The sequence below is a fragment of the Paracidovorax wautersii genome (genome assembly GCF_900113035.1).
Lineage (GTDB): Bacteria > Pseudomonadota > Gammaproteobacteria > Burkholderiales > Burkholderiaceae_C > Paracidovorax > Paracidovorax wautersii.
On sequence record NZ_FONX01000010.1, the window covers coordinates 154,147 to 169,366 of the forward strand.

General features: G+C 69.5%; 11 protein-coding genes and 1 pseudogene. 2 read left to right on the forward strand and 10 right to left on the reverse strand.

Annotation, left to right across the window (positions count from 1 at the left end):
- Positions 1-79: 79 nt before the first annotated feature.
- Together BM070_RS15410 and BM070_RS25175 are read left to right on the forward strand one after the other, a co-directional pair.
- Positions 80-1,411 (forward strand): alginate export family protein, encoded by a 1,332-nt coding sequence (locus BM070_RS15410; protein ID WP_092940301.1) that lies wholly within the window; start codon positions 80-82, stop codon positions 1,409-1,411.
- Positions 1,412-1,930: 519 nt separating this feature from the next.
- Positions 1,931-2,047 (forward strand): annotated as a pseudogene (locus tag BM070_RS25175) (IS5/IS1182 family transposase); the annotation flags it as partial.
- Between the two features lie 67 nt (positions 2,048-2,114).
- Here the strand turns inward: BM070_RS25175 and BM070_RS15420 are convergent.
- From BM070_RS15420 to glnE, 10 genes are all read right to left on the reverse strand, one after another.
- Positions 2,115-3,365 carry an acyl-CoA dehydrogenase family protein gene (locus BM070_RS15420; protein ID WP_092940303.1) on the reverse strand — a complete coding sequence of 417 codons (1,251 nt, stop codon included), beginning with the start codon at positions 3,363-3,365 and terminating at the stop codon, positions 2,115-2,117.
- Between the two features lie 44 nt (positions 3,366-3,409).
- Entirely contained in the window at positions 3,410-4,276 is an 867-nt protein-coding gene (locus tag BM070_RS15425) for an ABC transporter ATP-binding protein (protein WP_092940304.1), read from the reverse strand.
- Between the two features lie 14 nt (positions 4,277-4,290).
- Positions 4,291-5,628, reverse strand: coding sequence for an acyl-CoA dehydrogenase family protein (locus BM070_RS15430; protein ID WP_092940305.1), 1,338 nt, complete (start codon positions 5,626-5,628; stop codon positions 4,291-4,293).
- Positions 5,629-5,779: 151 nt separating this feature from the next.
- Positions 5,780-7,132, reverse strand: a complete 1,353-nt coding sequence (locus BM070_RS15435) for an ABC transporter substrate-binding protein (protein ID WP_092940306.1) — start codon at positions 7,130-7,132, stop codon at positions 5,780-5,782.
- 84 nt (positions 7,133-7,216) lie between these two features.
- A complete protein-coding gene (locus BM070_RS15440) occupies positions 7,217-8,269 on the reverse strand; it encodes a branched-chain amino acid ABC transporter permease (RefSeq protein ID WP_092940307.1) in 1,053 nt (350 codons plus the stop codon).
- Positions 8,270-8,273: 4 nt separating this feature from the next.
- Positions 8,274-9,173 carry a branched-chain amino acid ABC transporter permease gene (locus BM070_RS15445; protein ID WP_092940308.1) on the reverse strand — a complete coding sequence of 300 codons (900 nt, stop codon included), beginning with the start codon at positions 9,171-9,173 and terminating at the stop codon, positions 8,274-8,276.
- Positions 9,173-10,063 carry an ABC transporter ATP-binding protein gene (locus BM070_RS15450; RefSeq protein ID WP_092940309.1) on the reverse strand — a complete coding sequence of 297 codons (891 nt, stop codon included), beginning with the start codon at positions 10,061-10,063 and terminating at the stop codon, positions 9,173-9,175. Before BM070_RS15450 ends, BM070_RS15445 begins: the two co-directional genes overlap by 1 nt.
- A 135-nt stretch (positions 10,064-10,198) precedes the next feature.
- Positions 10,199-11,386: a dimethylsulfone monooxygenase SfnG gene (gene sfnG / locus BM070_RS15455; protein ID WP_092940310.1), complete on the reverse strand. Its 1,188-nt coding sequence runs from the start codon at positions 11,384-11,386 to the stop codon at positions 10,199-10,201.
- Between the two features lie 78 nt (positions 11,387-11,464).
- The gene (msuE, locus tag BM070_RS15460; protein ID WP_092940311.1) at positions 11,465-12,046 is read right to left on the reverse strand and encodes an FMN reductase; all 582 of its coding nucleotides are present in this window, start codon (positions 12,044-12,046) and stop codon (positions 11,465-11,467) included.
- 323 nt (positions 12,047-12,369) lie between these two features.
- Positions 12,370-15,171, reverse strand: a complete 2,802-nt coding sequence (glnE, locus tag BM070_RS15465) for a bifunctional [glutamate--ammonia ligase]-adenylyl-L-tyrosine phosphorylase/[glutamate--ammonia-ligase] adenylyltransferase (RefSeq protein WP_092940312.1) — start codon at positions 15,169-15,171, stop codon at positions 12,370-12,372.
- Between the last annotated feature and the right edge of the window lie 49 nt (positions 15,172-15,220).

Sequence of the window (15,220 nt, forward strand, 5' to 3'; positions counted from 1 at the left end):
GGCGATTCCATGGCCAGCGTTTTCTCGGCTGGCTGTTCATCCTCCGTTCCCACTTAGACACGACGATTGAGGCGGTTTCATGACTTCTATCAAGCAAACAAGACTGTCACGCACCCTGATGGCTCTCAGCCTGCCCTGGATGGCCCAGTCGGCCATGGCGGGCTACGGCTTCGAGGCGGGTGATCTCAAGGGCGAGCTCGGCCTGGCGGCCGGAGCGAGTTACGTGAATGCCCGCAACGTCAATTTCGGCAGCGGCCGAATCGATTTGCGAAGCACTGAAAACGGAGGCCCCCATGTGACTTGGCAGGAGGCCTTCGTGAAGCCATCCCTCACGCTCAACTACATGCTGCGCCCCGATTTCGATCTGCTGGCGGGAGCTTCGGTGGTCGGGGCGAAGACATTCGGCGATGGCGACGCCGGCGGCTTCACGCGCAGCTCCGACGGCCGCGTCGCCACGGAGGAACTCTACGCCGGCGTGCGTGCCGGCAACTGGAAGTTCACCGCCGGCCGGCAGAACTTCATGGTGGGAACAGGCTTCATCGTCATGGACGGCCATCTCGACATATTCAAGGGGGGCGCCTACTTCCTCAGTCCGCGCTCGGCCTTCAAGGATTCCGCGGTGCTGGCCTGGGACGGCGGAGCGCTGAAGACGCAGGCCTTCTCGCTCAAGTCCGATGAAAACTTCGGCAATTTCCGATTGACGGGTGGCAATCTGGATTTCGATTTCGACGGACACGTCACTTTGGGCGCCATGGCCTTCAAGGTCAACGCACCCAGTGGCGGCAGGGTTCAGCGCGATGGCATGGAGGTCTACAACTTGCGCGCGCTGCAAGGAAAACTCCCCCAGATTCCCGCGCTCACATTCAATGCCGAATACGCGATCCAACGCGGCAGTGGCGGCGGAGTCACCTACGACGCCAGCGCCTGGTACGGCCAGGTGGATTACGCATTCGACGACCTGCCGCTCAAGCCTGTGCTGAGCTTCCGCCGTGCCCGCTTTTCCGGCGATGGCGACCCTGCCGACAACAAACGCCAGGACTGGGATTCACTGAGCAAGGGCTTCACAGGTTGGAGCACTTGGCTGGTCGGGGATATCGTGGGCAACTACTTGCTCTTCAACAGCAACGAACGGGTGCAGCAGTACTCTCTCAAGATGCAACTGAGCGAGACGCTGACGCTCGGTGGTATTTACTATCAGTTCTGGCTCGACAAGCCAAGCTACAACGGAATTCCCGTCAGTGACCGGCGTTTCGCCGACGAGTTTGCGATCTACATGGACTGGACGCCAACACCCAATTGGTATGTTTCGGTCTCGCTCAACCGTACCAAGCCCAAGGCAGCTGCACGGCAAGCCTTCGGAATGAATCGCGACTTCACGACATTGGAAACGTACTTCAATTACAGATTCTGAGTGGGGTCGCCCCTGATTCCCCGGCCCCGTCCTGCCGCTTGTCCTGAGAGCTGGCCGCTCCCAGGGGAGGGAGGGGACGAGGAAGCAGGGCACGTACCGGACGGCGAATGGGGCGGCGTACAGCGCGGCGCTGAAGCCGCGTGGGCCGCTGACGATATGGCTCGACCGAGACATGCAGTGGCTGGCAGAGCCGAGGGGCGAACCAGCCGCAATCCGACCCTCTAAGAACGTGTTTACGATCTCCCAGGGGGCGCGCAGCTACGTCGGCGGGATGGGATGCAAGGCGCGGTGCGCAGTGGATAGCACTGCTATCCACAAGCGCCGCAACGCCGCAGACCGCCCGCCGACGTAGCTGCCCTTCGGGTTGGAGCGAAATCGGGCCATGGCAACGCGTTTTGACGCCCCGGCTGCTTGCATGGACATGAGTCCATGCGGCGCATCCGAGGCATCCACTCATCCCGATTGCGTTCCAACGCGATCCCCTGCGAGATCGTAAACACGTTCTAAGATGCCGCGAGCGAGAGGGTGACGGCACGCAGCTTTGCGCACCGGGTGGTGGAGCGGCATGTGCGCGTTGCGCTGCTCGACCGCTTCACCGCCCTGGGCGCGCCTGTCACGGTCGCTGTGGCATGCGTGCGCCTGGGGCCTGGGGAATCACGCCAGCGGTTGGGTTCCGCAACCGAGCCTTTCTCGATTCCCGACTTCACGTATACCAGCTCGCCTCCGGCACCCGCCCCAGCAACGCATATTCCCCCACTTCCCGCCGCTTGTAGGCGACGGGGTCGTGCAGCGAATGCGTGCGGATATTGCGCCAGAAGATGTCCAGCCCGACGGTGTTGGCGGTGGCGCGGGCGCCGGTCACCTCGAAGACGCGGTTGCCGATCTCCAGGCCCACGTCCACGGCGACCTGTTTCGCGGCGGCTACGCGCACGGCGGTTTCGCCGCGCTGCTGGGCGGTCACGCTGCCCCGGTCGGCGTGGAGCAGGCGGGCCAGTTCTGCGCCGGCGGCGTCGGCCAAAGCTTCGGCGGCCCAGAGGCGGGATTGCAGGGTGCCGTAGGTTTCCAGGATGTACCACTCCTCGGTGGCGCTGGCCTTGTTGTCGCCGCCGTAGGGCCAGGGGCGGGTCTTGGCGCGGGTGTAGGCGGCGGCGGTGCGCAGGGCGCCGCGGGCGATGCCCAGGTAGAACTCGGTGAAGAGCTGCTGGATGGCCGGCAGGTTCAGGGTTTCATAAGGGCGGCTCTGGGTATAGGCCTTGTCCACGTAGCCGGCCGCGCCGCTCCACTCCACTTCGACATCGGTGATGGTGACGCCGCCCGATTCGGTGAGCCGCTGGCCCAGGTGGTCCCAATCGCCGTGGTAGCGGATGCCGTCCTGCTGCGAGGGCACGATGGCGAAGATGTGCTGGTCGGTGCCTTGCAGCACGCCTTCGAGCACGGTCAGGTCCGAGACCTTGGAGCCGGTGGAAAAGCTCTTGCGGCCGTTGTAGCGCAGCCGGCCATCGACTTCGGTGATGGTCAGATCGCCGTCGCGCGGGTTCACCGCGCCGCCGAAGAAGAGGTTGCCGCTGGTGTAGAGCGCTTCCACGGCGTCGATCTGTTCGGGCGTGCCCACCAGGCGCACGGCCCAGGCCCAGAGGTAGTGGTATGCCAGCAGCTGGCCGATGGAGCCGTCGCCGGCCGCCACTTCGCGCACGACGTGGTAGGCCGTTTCCCAGCGCTGGCCGCCGCCGCCGTGGGCGACGGGGCCCAGCAGCAGGGTGAGGCCGGAGTCCTTGAGCAGCTGCACTTCGGCGTGCGGCACGGCCTGGGCGCGGTCGCGCGCGACCTGGTCGGTCGCCAGGATGGCGGAGACCTCGGCGGCGCGGGCCAGCCAGGCTTCGGGGCTGGCGGGCAGGGGCTGGTGTTTCCAGAGCGTCCGGCGCAGCGCTTCTTCGGTGTTGAGGTTGGTGGTCATGGGCTGGTATCTCCCGGTGATGGATGGAATGCGGGGCTCGGCGATCAGGCTGCGAGCACCTGCGGCGGCTGTTGCTGCTGCTGCACGCTCTGGCCGAAATAGAAGTGGCGGATGTCTTCGCGCTCGCGCAGCGCCTGCGCCGTGCCGCCGAGCACGCTGCGCCCGGCTTCCAGCACGGTGGCGCGGTCGGCGTACTGCAGGGCCACGGTGGAGTTCTGCTCGGCCACCAGGATGGTCAGGCCCTCCTCGCGGTTCAGGCGCCGCAGCTGGCGGAAGATGTCCTGCACCACCAGCGGCGCCAGGCCCATGGAGGGCTCGTCGAGCACCAGCAGGCGCGGGCGCGACATCAGCGCGCGGCCGATGGCGGTCATCTGCTGCTCGCCGCCGGAGGTGAGGCCGGCCGCGCTGCGCCGCCGCTCCTTCAGCCGCGGAAAGAGGGCATAGACCCGCTCCAGCCCGTCGGCGATCTCCGCGCGCCGGGCGCTGCGGCCGATGCCGCCGGTGATCAGGTTCTCTTCGACCGAGAGGCTGGGAAAGCAGTGGCGGCCTTCCAGCACCTGCACCAGCCCGGCACGGACCAGGGCGGCAGGGCTGGCGCGGGCCACGTCCTGGCCGCCGTAGGTGATGCGGCCGGCGGTGAGCTGCCCGCGCTCGGCCGGCAGCAGGTGCGACACGGCCTTGAGCGTGGTGGACTTGCCCGCGCCGTTGGCGCCCAGCAGGGCATGGATCTCGCCGGGCTGCACGTCGAAGCTCACGCCGTGCAGCGCAGCGATGGCGCCCTGATAGACCGCGTGCGCGCCTTGCACGGACAGCAGTGCAGGCACGGCGGCCGGTGCGGCGGCGTCATTGAATGTGGCGTCGTTGGCGCCGGAAGGCGCGGGTGGCGCGTGTGGGGCGGGTGAATCGGCCATGGCGTGCTCCGCCTTCAGGCGGCCCGGGCCAGCGGCCGGGCCTGTGCGGCGTTGGCGGCGTCGGCCGCCGTGCCGGCCTCGTTGCCGCCTGCGCTGGCCGGGCGGCCGGGGCCGGCGCCGATCTGCCAGACATAGGGCGGCTCGGTGCCGTTGACTTCCCAGTCGCCCACGATGCGCGCCTTGTAGATCACCGGGTTGTGCGATGCCACGGTGCGCGCGTTGCGCCAGTGGCGGTCCAGCGATTGCGCGCTGCTGGCGGCCGAGGCGCCCAGGCCGTTGAAGAACTGGCCCGCGGCGCGCAGCACCTGCTCGCCCAGCGCCACCTGGCCCTGGGCGGATTCCAGCTCCGCCTCGATGTTGGCCTGGCGCTCCTCTTCGGGCGTGCCGTGCCAGTGCGCGTCGTAGGCGCGCTGGGCGGCGAAGGCGGCGCGCACGGCGGTGGCTTCGGCCGCGTAGGCGACGGCCGAGACCTCGCCCACCACCTGCAGCACCTGCGGGTCCTGCGCCACGCTGGGCGCGTTGCCGGTGCTGAAGATGCGCTTGCGCGCGCGCACCTGGGCGGCGGCGTCGCGCGTGATGGCGCGGGCGATGCCGGCCAGCGTGGCGAGGTGGAAGAGCTGGTAGAAGGCCGTCTGGTACTTGAAGCGGCCGGTGAAGGGGAAGATGTTCTCGGGATCGACCTCGGCGTCCTGATAGACGGAGGTGCCGCTGCCCGTGGTGCGCTGGCCGAAGCCGTCCCAGTCGTCGTGGTGCGCCACGCCCGGCTGGCGGGCGCGCACGGCGGCGATCACGTCCAGCCCGTCGCCATCGCCCGGGCCGTCGCGGCGGGCGTAGAGGTCGATCCAGTCCGCGAAGATGCTGCCGGTGCTGTAGAACTTGCGGCCGTTGACGACCCAGCGGCCGTCTTCTTTTTGCGTGACGCGGGTGATGACGTCGCCGATGGCCACGTTGCCCACTTCGGTCCAGGCATTGCCGGCCAGATCGCCTTCGGCGAAGCGCCGCAGCCAGACGGCGTTGGCCGCATCGAGCGGGGCGTTGAGGCGGTCCTCGACGAAGGCGAAGTGCCCGCGCAGCGCCTGCACGATGTTGGAATCGGCCTCGGCCAGCTCCACCAGCAGCTGGAAGAGCTGCGGCAGCGTGGCGCCGTCGCCGCCGTGCTCCACGGGCACGCGCAGGGCGCCGAAGCGCGCCTCCTTCAGCCACTGGATGGCCTCATGGCCCAGGCGGCGCTGCTGCTCGCGTTCGAGCGCCGTGGCCTGGATGCGGGCGAAGATGGGGCGGTACTTGGCGGCGATGGCCTCGTAGGCCGGGCCGAGGATGGAGGGAGAGGGGGCGCGGTAGGCGTCGGTCATGGTGTCGCTCCTGATGCTTGCGGATGAAGGGTGGTTCATGGGCGGATGGCAAAACCCAGCGAAGCGGTTCTGGCGAGCCGCTGCATCGCAGGCAGTACGGGCCGCACGGCCCGATGCGGCGACGGCGCCGCAAGGGTTCTGCCAGCCGCGCTCAGTCGTCGATGCTCTTGCGCACCTTGATGTTCTTTTCCTTGGCATAGGCCAGGGCGGACTTTTCGATGATCGGGCGCAGCAGCTTCCAGTCCGGGGCGATCCAGTCGGAGACGACCTTCCACTGCGTGCCGTCCCACTGCTGGAAGGCCACCAGGCCGTCGCCCTCATGGTTGTCCCACGTCACGTTGATGGAGTGGAAGAGCCCCTTGGCGCCCAGGGCTGCGGCGCGGGCCTGGTCGATCTTCAGGTTCTCCAGGCCCCAGCGCACCTCGTCGCCGGTGAGGGTGCGCTTGCCGAACTTGGCCTGCGCGATGCGCAGGGCCTCCACGCTCAGGATGCCGTTGACCACGCCCAGGTTGTGATAGACGGTGCCGATGCGCTTCTTGTCCTGCAGGTTGCCCAGGCCGCCGCCATAGACGGTCTTGATGATGTCCTGCAGCACCGGGTACTGCGTGCCGGGCGCCACCGAGGTGATGGCGACGTAGCCCTTGGCGGCGTCGCCCGCGGGGATCACGTCTTCCTCGGAGTTGGACCAGATGTTGCCCACGATGCGGTCGGCCGGAAAGCCGGTCTTCTGCGCCGTCTTGAGCGCCACCGGGTTCATCACGCCCCAGCCGCGCAGCACCACGAAGTCGGGCTTGGCGCGGCGGATGGCCAGCCATTGCGACTGCTGCTCGTTGCCCGGGTGCGGCACCTCGATCTGCTGCACGGTGAAGCCGTACTTCTTGGCCAGCAGCTCGTAGATCGGGATCGTCTCCTTGCCGTAGGGCGAGCCGTGGTAGAGCACCACGATCTTCTTGCCCTTGAGCTGGTCGATGCCGCCCACCTTGGTGCCCAGGTAGTTCACGATGCCCGAGGTCTCGCTGTACGGGTTGACCAGCAGCGGGAAGATGTACTTGAACACGGCGCCGTCGGTGGTGTCCGTGCGGCCGTGGTTGATGGTGATGAGCGGCACCTTGTCGGCCGTCACGCGGTCGATCAGCGCGTAGGCGATGCCCACCGACATCGGGTTCCACGCGGCGATGCCGGGGCGCGTCTTCAGGCGTTCATAGACCTCCACGCCGCGCTCGACCTCGTACTGCGTCTCGCCTTCCTCCCAGGTCAGCTTGACGCCGCCCACGCCGCCGTCGCGGGTGTTGATGAGGTTCAGGTAGTCGATGAAGCCGCCGAAGAAGCCCGTGCCGCCGGCGGCATAGGGCCCCACGCGGTAGCTCTGCAGCGGAAAGAACTGTTCCTGCTGCTGCGCCGGCTTGGCCGGGGCTGCGGCCGTCTGGGCCTGCGCGGCCTGCAGCCCGGTGAGCGCGATGGCACTGGCCAGCGCGGCGGTTTTCAGATGGCGAACGAAAGACATGCGAAGCGCTCCTGTCGAAAGAAGGATGGAAAAAAAGGAAACGGAAAAAAGGGGGAAGAAAGGAAAGGGGCGGCGCCGAAGCGCTCAGGCGCCCTGGGCGGCAGCGGGCCGGCGACAGCAGCGCGCCACCAGCCGTTCCCAGAGCGCCGCCAGGCCGCGCGGCTCGGCGATGAGAAAGCCCACGATGAGCGCGCCCAGGGCGATGCGCTGGCACAGCTCCAGCACGCCCGAATCGAACCACTGGCCCAGCAGCAGGCTGCCCAGGCGCGAGAGCAGCAGCGGGAAGAGCACGATCAGCGCCGCGCCCAGGAAGGCGCCGCGCAGCGTGGCCAGCCCGCCGATGATGACGATGAAGAGGATCTGGAACGAGCGGTCCAGGTTGAAGCCCGCCGGCTCCACCGTGCGCAGATAGACGAAGCCCCAGAGCACGCCCGCCACGCCGATCACGAAGGACGAGAGCGCGAACGCCAGCAGCTTGGTGCGCAGCACCGGCACGCCGATCACGCGGGCGGCCAGTTCGTTGTCGCGCACGGCGATGAAGTGGTGGCCGGTGGGCGTGCGCGTCACGCGCCAGACCACGGCGGTGAGCACGGCCACCACGCTGAGCGCGAAGAGGTAGCGGCCCGCAGGCGTGTCGAAGGCCACGCCCGCCACGGCGAGCGGCGGCGCGTCGATCACGCCCGAGGGGTTGTCGTTGCTGAACCAGCCGAACTTGGTCAACGCCCACTGCACGAAGAACTGCGCCGCCAGCGTCGAGACCGCCAGGTAGAAGCCGCGCAGCCGCAGGCTGGGCAGGCCGAACACCACGCCCACCAGCGTGGCTGCCACGCCGCCGAGGGCGATGGCCGCCAGCAGCGGCAGGCCCTGCACGCGCAGCTGGAAGTTGTAGGCGGCATAGACGCCCACCGCCATGAAGGCGGCCGAGCCCAGCGAGAGCTGGCCCGCGTAGCCGGTGAGCAGGTTGAGCCCCACGGCGGCGAGCGACAGCGCGAGGAAGGGAATCAGCAGCGCGTCGAAGACGTAGTCGGAGGCCACCAGCGGCACCAGGCCGTAGGCCAGCGCCAGCACGAGGACGGGGGTGGCCCAGAGCGGCCAGCGCGCGGAGTTGCCGGAGAGTTGCACGGTATGCGTTGCCATGATTTCAGGCCCTTTCCACCAGCCGTTGCCCGAAGAGGCCGCCGGGCCGCACGAGCAGGAAGAGCAGCGCCGCCGCATAGGCGAACCAGCTTTCGATGCCGCCGCCCACATAGGGGCCCAGATAGACCTCGGCCAGCTTTTCCAGCGCGCCGATCAGCAGGCCGCCCACGATGGCGCCCAGGATCGAATCGAAGCCGCCCAGCACCAGCACCGGCAGCGCCTTGAGCACCACCAGCGAGAGCGAGAACTGCACGCCCAGGCGCGCCCCCCAGAGCAGCCCGGCCACCAGCGCGATCACGCCGGCGGCGGACCACACCGTGGCCCAGATCACCGGCAGGCGCAGGCCCACGGCCAGCGCGGCGAAGGTGTCGTCGGCCACGGCGCGGAAGGCCAGGCCCACGCGGGTGTAGCGGAAGAAGGCCGAGAGCGCGATCACCATCAGCGCCGCCACGCCGGCCGCGAACAGATCGAACGTGGACACCAGCACGCCCGCGAACTCGATGGGCTCGTCGGCCACGCCCAGCTCCAGCGAATGCACCTGCGTGCCCCACACCAGCTGGGCCACGCCCTCGATCACGTAGGAGAGGCCCAGCGTCGCCATGAAGAGCGTGATGGGCGGCTGGTTGACCAGCGGGCGCAGCACGGTGCGCTCGATGGCCAGGCCCAGCGCCACCATCAGCGCGAAGGTGATGCCCAGCGCCAGCACGAAGGGCAGGCCGCGCTCGACCAGGCTCACGAAGGTGAGCGCCGCGAAGAGCAGCTGCGCGCCCTGCGCGAAGTTGAGCACGCCCGAGGTCTTGTAGATCAGCACGAAGCCGATCGCCACCAGCGAATACATCACGCCCGAGAGCAGCCCGCCGATCAGCACCTCGGCCAGGAAAGCGAAGTCGAAGCCCTGGGCCATCACGCTTCCTCCGCGTGCGCCACGCCCAGGTAGGCGTCGATCACCGCCTGGTCGGCCTGCACCTCGGCGGGCGTGCCGTCGGCGATCTTGCGGCCATGGTCCAGCACCGCGACGCGGTCCGACAGGCCCAGCACGATGCCGATGTCGTGCTCGATGAGCACCACGGCCGCGCCGTGCTGGTCGCGTGCCAGGCGGATCAGCGCGGCCATCTCGTTCTTTTCCGACACGGTGGTGCCGGCCAGGGGCTCGTCCAGCAGCAGCAGGCCGGGGCGCGCCACCAGGGCGCGGCCCAGCTCCACGCGCTTTTGCAGGCCATAGGGCAGGCCGCCCGCGAGCCGGTCCTGCACGGCGGCCAGGCCCAGCAGGTCGATGGCCTCGCGCGCCTCTTCGCGCGCGGCGTTCCATTCGCGCCGCGCCCGGCCCCAGCCCAGCAGCTGCTCGGCGAAGCTGGCGCGGGCCGCATGCACGCGGCCCAGCGCGATGTTGTCGCGCACGGAAAGGCCCTTGAAGAGCGCCAGGTTCTGGAAGGTGCGCGCCACGCCCAGCTGCGCGAGCCGTGCCGTGGGCACCTGCGCGAAGGCCTGGCCCGCGATGCGGATCTGCCCGGCCTGGGGCCGGTACAGCCCGCTGATGACGTTGACGAGCGAGCTCTTGCCCGCGCCGTTGGGCCCGATGATGGCGCGCAGCTCGCCCGGCGCCACGCGCAGGTCGATGCCGCTCAGCGCATGCACGCCGCCGAAGGAAAGGTCGATGCCCTGCAGCTCCAGCGCCGCGGCGTCTTGCCGGGCGGGTGCGTCAGGGCGGCCGCGCAGGGCCGTAGTGCGTTTTTCGGCAGTGACGGCGCCCCCCAGGGGCGCCAGCGAGCCTTCGAACAGGATGGTGCTGGACATGGTGTTGTGCGTTCTGGCGGGCAAGGCTGCGCCCGGCGCCGCTGCGCAGGGCAGGCGGCGTGGGGTGGCGCCAGGGCCGTTGATGGGTGGTTGTGGGCTGGTGAGGAGAAGGTGACGGGGAAAGCGCGCGCCCCCTCAGGCGGCGACGGCCTCGGCGGGTTCCCGCGCTGCGCCGGCGGGGTTGCCGCCTGCGTGCTGCTGTTGCTGCTGCTGCTTGCGATCCGCTTCGAGCTCCAGCTCGCGCACCAGCGGCAGCACCTTCTGGCCGAAGTACTCCACCTCTTCGATGAAGTGCAGGAAGCCGGCGAGGATCAGGTCCACGCCCACGGCCTTGAGCGCCACGATGCGTTCGGCCACCTGCCGCGGCGTGCCGATCAGGTTGGTGCGGAAGCCGTCGTTGTATTGCACCAGGTCCTCGAAGGTGGACTTCGCCCAGTTGCCCTCGCCCTCGGGCGACGAGCGGCCGGCCTGCCGGGCCGCTTCGCCGAAGGCGTGCACGGCTTCCACATGGGCGTGGTCGATGATGTCCTTCAGCACGGCACGGGCCTCTTCCTCGGTGTCGCGGGCGATGACGAAGGCGTTGATGCCGATGCGTACGTAGTGGCCCGTCTCGGCCGCCTTGGCGCGGATGTCGTCGATCTGCTGCTTCACGCCCTCGGGCGTGTTGCCGTTGGTGAGGTACCAGTCCGACACGCGCGCCGCCATGTCGCGCGCGGCGCGCGAGCTGCCGCCCTGGAAGATCTCCGGGTGGGGCCGCTGCACGGGCTTGGGGCTGAGCGTGTAGCGGTTGAAGCGGTAGAAGTCGCCCTTGAAGGTGAATTCGTCCTGCGTCCAGATGCCCTTGAGCGCGCGGATGAACTCCTCCGAACGGCGGTAGCGTTCGTCATGCTCCAGCCAGGGCTCGCCGATGGCCTGGAACTCGCCCTTGAACCAGCCGCTCACCACGTTGATGCCGATGCGCCCCTGCGAGATGTGATCGATGGTGGCGATCTGCTTGGCCACCACGGCGGGGCTCCAGGGGCCGGGCAGGATGGCGGCCAGCACCTTGAGCCTGGTGGTGGCGTGCAGCAGGGCCTGGCTGAACGACACCGATTCATGCTGGTGCTCGGCACCGTAGCCGGCCGTGAAGCGGATCTGGCTCAGGGCGTAGTCGAAGCCCGCCCGCTCGGCCACCTGCGCCAGCCGCTGGTTGTATTCGAGGCTCCAGTCGGTGCGCTGCGCGATGGTGCTGACCACCAGGCCGCCGCTGACGTTGGGCACCCAGTAGGCGAACTTCAGAGGGTTGGACGAAGAGAGCGCGTGGATGTCTTGGTCTTGGCTCATGGCCATGCTCCTTGGGTCTGCGGCGGTGCGGCGGTGCGGCGGTGATCGGGCGGGGCGGGCTGGTGGCGCGCAGCGGCTTCAGGCCACCCGGGCGAGCCGCGCGGCCGGTGCCGCCTCGGCCTGGGCGAGGCCGATCAGCGGCGCGGCGCGCTGCGCGGTCAGCGCGATGCGCGCCTTCAGCGCCTCGCTGCCGATGGCGTAGCCCGCGAAGTCCTGCTCCGACGCATACACGCCCAGCGGCAGCGTGCGTGCCTGGAAGAAGCTGAAGAGCGGGCGCAGCTGGTGGTCGATCACCAGCGCGTGGCGGTCGCTGCCGCCGGTGGCGGCCAGCAGCACGGGCACGTCGATCAGCGCCTCGTGGTGGACGAAGTCGAACAGGTGCTTGAAGAGGCCCGTGTAGGAGCCGCGATAGACCGGGCTCGCCACGATCAGCAGGTCGGCCGATTCGATGGCGGCCAGATCCGCCTCCACGCTCGCGGGCAGCTGGCTGCGGTAGAGCGCGCCGCCGATCTGCGGTGCGAGCGGGCCCAGCTCGATGGTGCGCGCCTCGATGGGCAGCACGTCGCTGATGGCGGCGATCAGTTCCTCGACGAGCACCAGCGTGCGCGAGGGGCGTTGCACGTTGCCGGAGACGGCCACTACCTTGTATTTGCGGGTCATGGGAAAGCACCTTCCTTGAATGCGGTAAGAGACCCCGGCACGACCGCCGTGCCGGGTGGTTGAGGTGCATTGAAGCCCGTTTGCCGCGCGAGTGCAGCAAAGGATTCGGCGCATGCTTATTCGGAAAATTCGCACGTGCGCCGCAGCCGCCGCGCGGGCCGCGCGCAGCCGCCGCGCGGGCCGCGCGCAGCCGCGCGCCGCGCCCCACGCGGGTGGGGTGGCGGATTGCTATGGTTTGTGTAGCTGAAAGCCCTTGCGGATCAAGGGCTACGCGGCGATACGGCCTGATGCCCGGCGCGGGCCAGGCTCGTATCAGGCCTGGATCAGGCCGGCGTGAACACCGCCCGCCAGAGCGCCAGGATGGTGTCCCGCTCGGCGGCGAGCGTGGCCGGGTCCACGCGGGTGGGCTGCTCGTTCAGGCGGGCGCGGTGCTGCACCTGGCGCAGCGTGCGGTAGGCCGCGGCGGCGGCGGCGCCCACGCCGTCGGGCAGGAAGCCCGCGGCCTCGGCGCGCTGCAGCAGGGCGATGTTGCCCACGTTCTCGCGCAGGCTGGGGTGGCTGGCCGACTGCGACAGCACCAGGTACTGCACGGCGAATTCGGCGTCCACCATGCCGCCCGCGCTGTGCTTGACGTCGAACTGCCCGGCGGGCACCGGGTGCGCGGCACGCACGCGTTCGCGCATGGTGACGATCTCCTCGCGCAGCGCGGCGGGGTCGCGCGGCGCGGTGATGACGGCCTCGCGCACGGCGTCGAAGCGTTCGCGCAGGCCGCGTCCGCTGCCGGCGGGTGCGTCGGTGCCCTCGGGCCCGAGCGGCAGGGCGCCGGGCGGCGCGAGGTCTTCGGTGCCCAGCAGGAAGCGCGCGCGCGTCATGGCCTGGTGTTCCCAGGTCCAGGCGGTGTTGCTGCCGCGCCGCTGCTGGTAGTTGGAATAGGCCGTGAAGCTGGTCACCAGCAGGCCGGAGTTGCCGTTGGGCCGCAGGGCCGTGTCGATCTCGAACAGGTCGCCCTCGGCGGTCTTCACCGTGAGCCAGTTGATGAGCTTGCGCACGAAGGCGGCATAGACCTCGGAGGCGCGCTCGTCGTCGTCGTCGAAGACGAAGACGATGTCCAGGTCGCTGCCGTAGCCCAGCTCCTTTCCGCCCAGCTTGCCGTAGCCGATGATGGCGAACTGCGGCACCTCGCGGTGGCGGTTCTTCAGGCGGCTCCAGCACCACTGCGCGGTCACGCGCAGCACGCTGTCGGCCAGGGCGGAGAGGTCGTCGGCCACCTGCTCGACGGTGATGCGGTGCTCCACGTCGCGCGCCAGGGTGCGGAAGGTCTCGGCATGCTGGGCGCGGCGCAGCAGGTTCAGCAGGGTTTCGTCGTCGTCCTCGCCGGTGGTGCGCAGGGACTGCAGCCGCAGCGCCAGTTCGCGCTCGAAATCCTGCGGCACGAAGCGCTCGGCCAGCAGCGCTTCGCCCGCCAGCTCGTCGATCACGCCGGGGTGCTGCAGCATGTAGCGCGCAGGCCATTTGGCCGCGCCCAGCAGGTGCAGCAGGTGTTCGTGCACCGAGGGGCGCTCCAGCAGCAGCGCCAGGTAGATGTCGCGCCGCAGCAGCGATTCGAGCCAGCCGATCAGCCGCACCACGGCGTCTTCGTTGACCTGGCCGTCGGCCAGCCAGCGCGCGGTGCGCTGCACCAGCCGCAGCAGCCGTTCGCGCGATTCGTCGCTGAGCGACTGCACGCGCGGGTGGGTGCGCCACTCGGCCAGCCGCTCGCGCACGGCGGGGGGCAGCTGGTTCAGCAGCGATTCGAGTTCCGGCGGGGGCGGGGTGCCGGCGCGCGGGCCGCCGCAGCCGCCGCCGCTGCACTGCTTCTTGCCGGCGCCGCCCAGCAGGGTGTCGAATTCCTGCGCCACCAGTTCGCGGTGCGCATCCAGCTGGTGCAGGAAGGCGCAGGTGCCCAGGCCCAGGCTCTGGGCGATCCAGGCCAGGTCGTCGTCGCGCGTGGGCAGCACGTGGGTCTGCTGGTCGTCCAGGTACTGGATGCGGTGCTCCACCTGGCGCAGGAAGGTGTAGGCGTCGGCCAGTGCGTCGGCGGTTTCCTGCGGCATCAGGCCGGCGCGGGCGATGCGCTGCAGCGCCTCCAGCGTGGGGCGGCAGCGCAGCTCGGGGAACTGCCCGCCGCGCACCACCTGCAGCAGCTGCACGGTGAATTCGATCTCGCGGATGCCGCCGCGCGAGAGCTTCACGTCGTTGGCGCGCTCCGGGTGGCCGGCGCTGCGTTTGGCGGCGTGTTCGCGGATCTGGCGGTGCAGCGAGCGCAGCGCGTCGAACACGCTGTAGTCCAGGTAGCGGCGGAAGACGAAGGGCAGCACCACGCCGCGCAGCGCCTGCACGGGCTCGCCGATCACCGCGTCGCGCGGGGCCACCACGCGGCTCTTGAGCCAGGCGAAGCGTTCCCATTCGCGGCCCTGCACCTGCAGGTATTCCTCCAGCGCGGCGAGCGATACGGCCGCCGGGCCCGAGTTGCCGTTGGGCCGCAGGGCCAGGTCCACCCGGAAGACGAAGCCGTGCTCGGTGGTGTCGCCCACCAGCGTGTAGATGGCCTTGACCGCCTGGCCGAAGTATTCGTGGTTGGAGATGCGCCCGCGCCCCTCGGCGTTGCCGGCGGTCTCGCCGTCGTGCTCGTAGACGTAGATCAGGTCGATGTCGCTGGAGACGTTCAGCTCGCGTGCCCCCAGCTTGCCCATGCCCACGATCCACAGCTCCACCGGCTGGCCGTCGGGGCCGCGCGGCGTGCCGTGGCGGGCGTCCAGCTCGGCGCGCACCTGCACGCAGGCGCGGTCCAGCGCCAGCTCGGCCAGCCAGGTCATGGCGCGGGTGATGTCCTGCAGCGGGGCCTGCTGCTCGCAGTCGAGCCGCATCAGCCGCTCCATCACCAGCTGGCGCAGGATGCGCAGCGCGGCGCCGGTTTCATGCCCGCGGGCGGCCAGGGCCTCCAGCGCGGCGGCCATGGTCTCGCGCGTGGGTAGGCCCTCGGGGAGCAGGGGCAATTCGTCCGCGTAGCGGCGATGCAGACGCTGCAGGAAACGCGAATGTTCGGCAAATCCCTTGCCGGGCGGGTTCGGAGGCGACTGCTGCATGGAAAAGGATCAGGAAGCGGTGCGGGAACGTCCGGTGGCAGTCCGGGCC

What these genes read in the sequence shown, in the direction of transcription:
- BM070_RS15410 (WP_092940301.1), top strand. Translation starts at nt 80, where the DNA reads ATGACTTCTATCAAGCAAACAAGACTGTCACGCACCCTGATGGCTCTC.
- BM070_RS15420 (WP_092940303.1), bottom strand. Translation starts at nt 3,365, where the DNA reads ATGACCACCAACCTCAACACCGAAGAAGCGCTGCGCCGGACGCTCTGG.
- BM070_RS15425 (WP_092940304.1), bottom strand. Translation starts at nt 4,276, where the DNA reads ATGGCCGATTCACCCGCCCCACACGCGCCACCCGCGCCTTCCGGCGCC.
- BM070_RS15430 (WP_092940305.1), bottom strand. Translation starts at nt 5,628, where the DNA reads ATGACCGACGCCTACCGCGCCCCCTCTCCCTCCATCCTCGGCCCGGCC.
- BM070_RS15435 (WP_092940306.1), bottom strand. Translation starts at nt 7,132, where the DNA reads ATGTCTTTCGTTCGCCATCTGAAAACCGCCGCGCTGGCCAGTGCCATC.
- BM070_RS15440 (WP_092940307.1), bottom strand. Translation starts at nt 8,269, where the DNA reads ATGGCAACGCATACCGTGCAACTCTCCGGCAACTCCGCGCGCTGGCCG.
- BM070_RS15445 (WP_092940308.1), bottom strand. Translation starts at nt 9,173, where the DNA reads ATGGCCCAGGGCTTCGACTTCGCTTTCCTGGCCGAGGTGCTGATCGGC.
- BM070_RS15450 (WP_092940309.1), bottom strand. Translation starts at nt 10,063, where the DNA reads ATGTCCAGCACCATCCTGTTCGAAGGCTCGCTGGCGCCCCTGGGGGGC.
- sfnG (WP_092940310.1), bottom strand. Translation starts at nt 11,386, where the DNA reads ATGAGCCAAGACCAAGACATCCACGCGCTCTCTTCGTCCAACCCTCTG.
- msuE (WP_092940311.1), bottom strand. Translation starts at nt 12,046, where the DNA reads ATGACCCGCAAATACAAGGTAGTGGCCGTCTCCGGCAACGTGCAACGC.
- glnE (WP_092940312.1), bottom strand. Translation starts at nt 15,171, where the DNA reads ATGCAGCAGTCGCCTCCGAACCCGCCCGGCAAGGGATTTGCCGAACAT.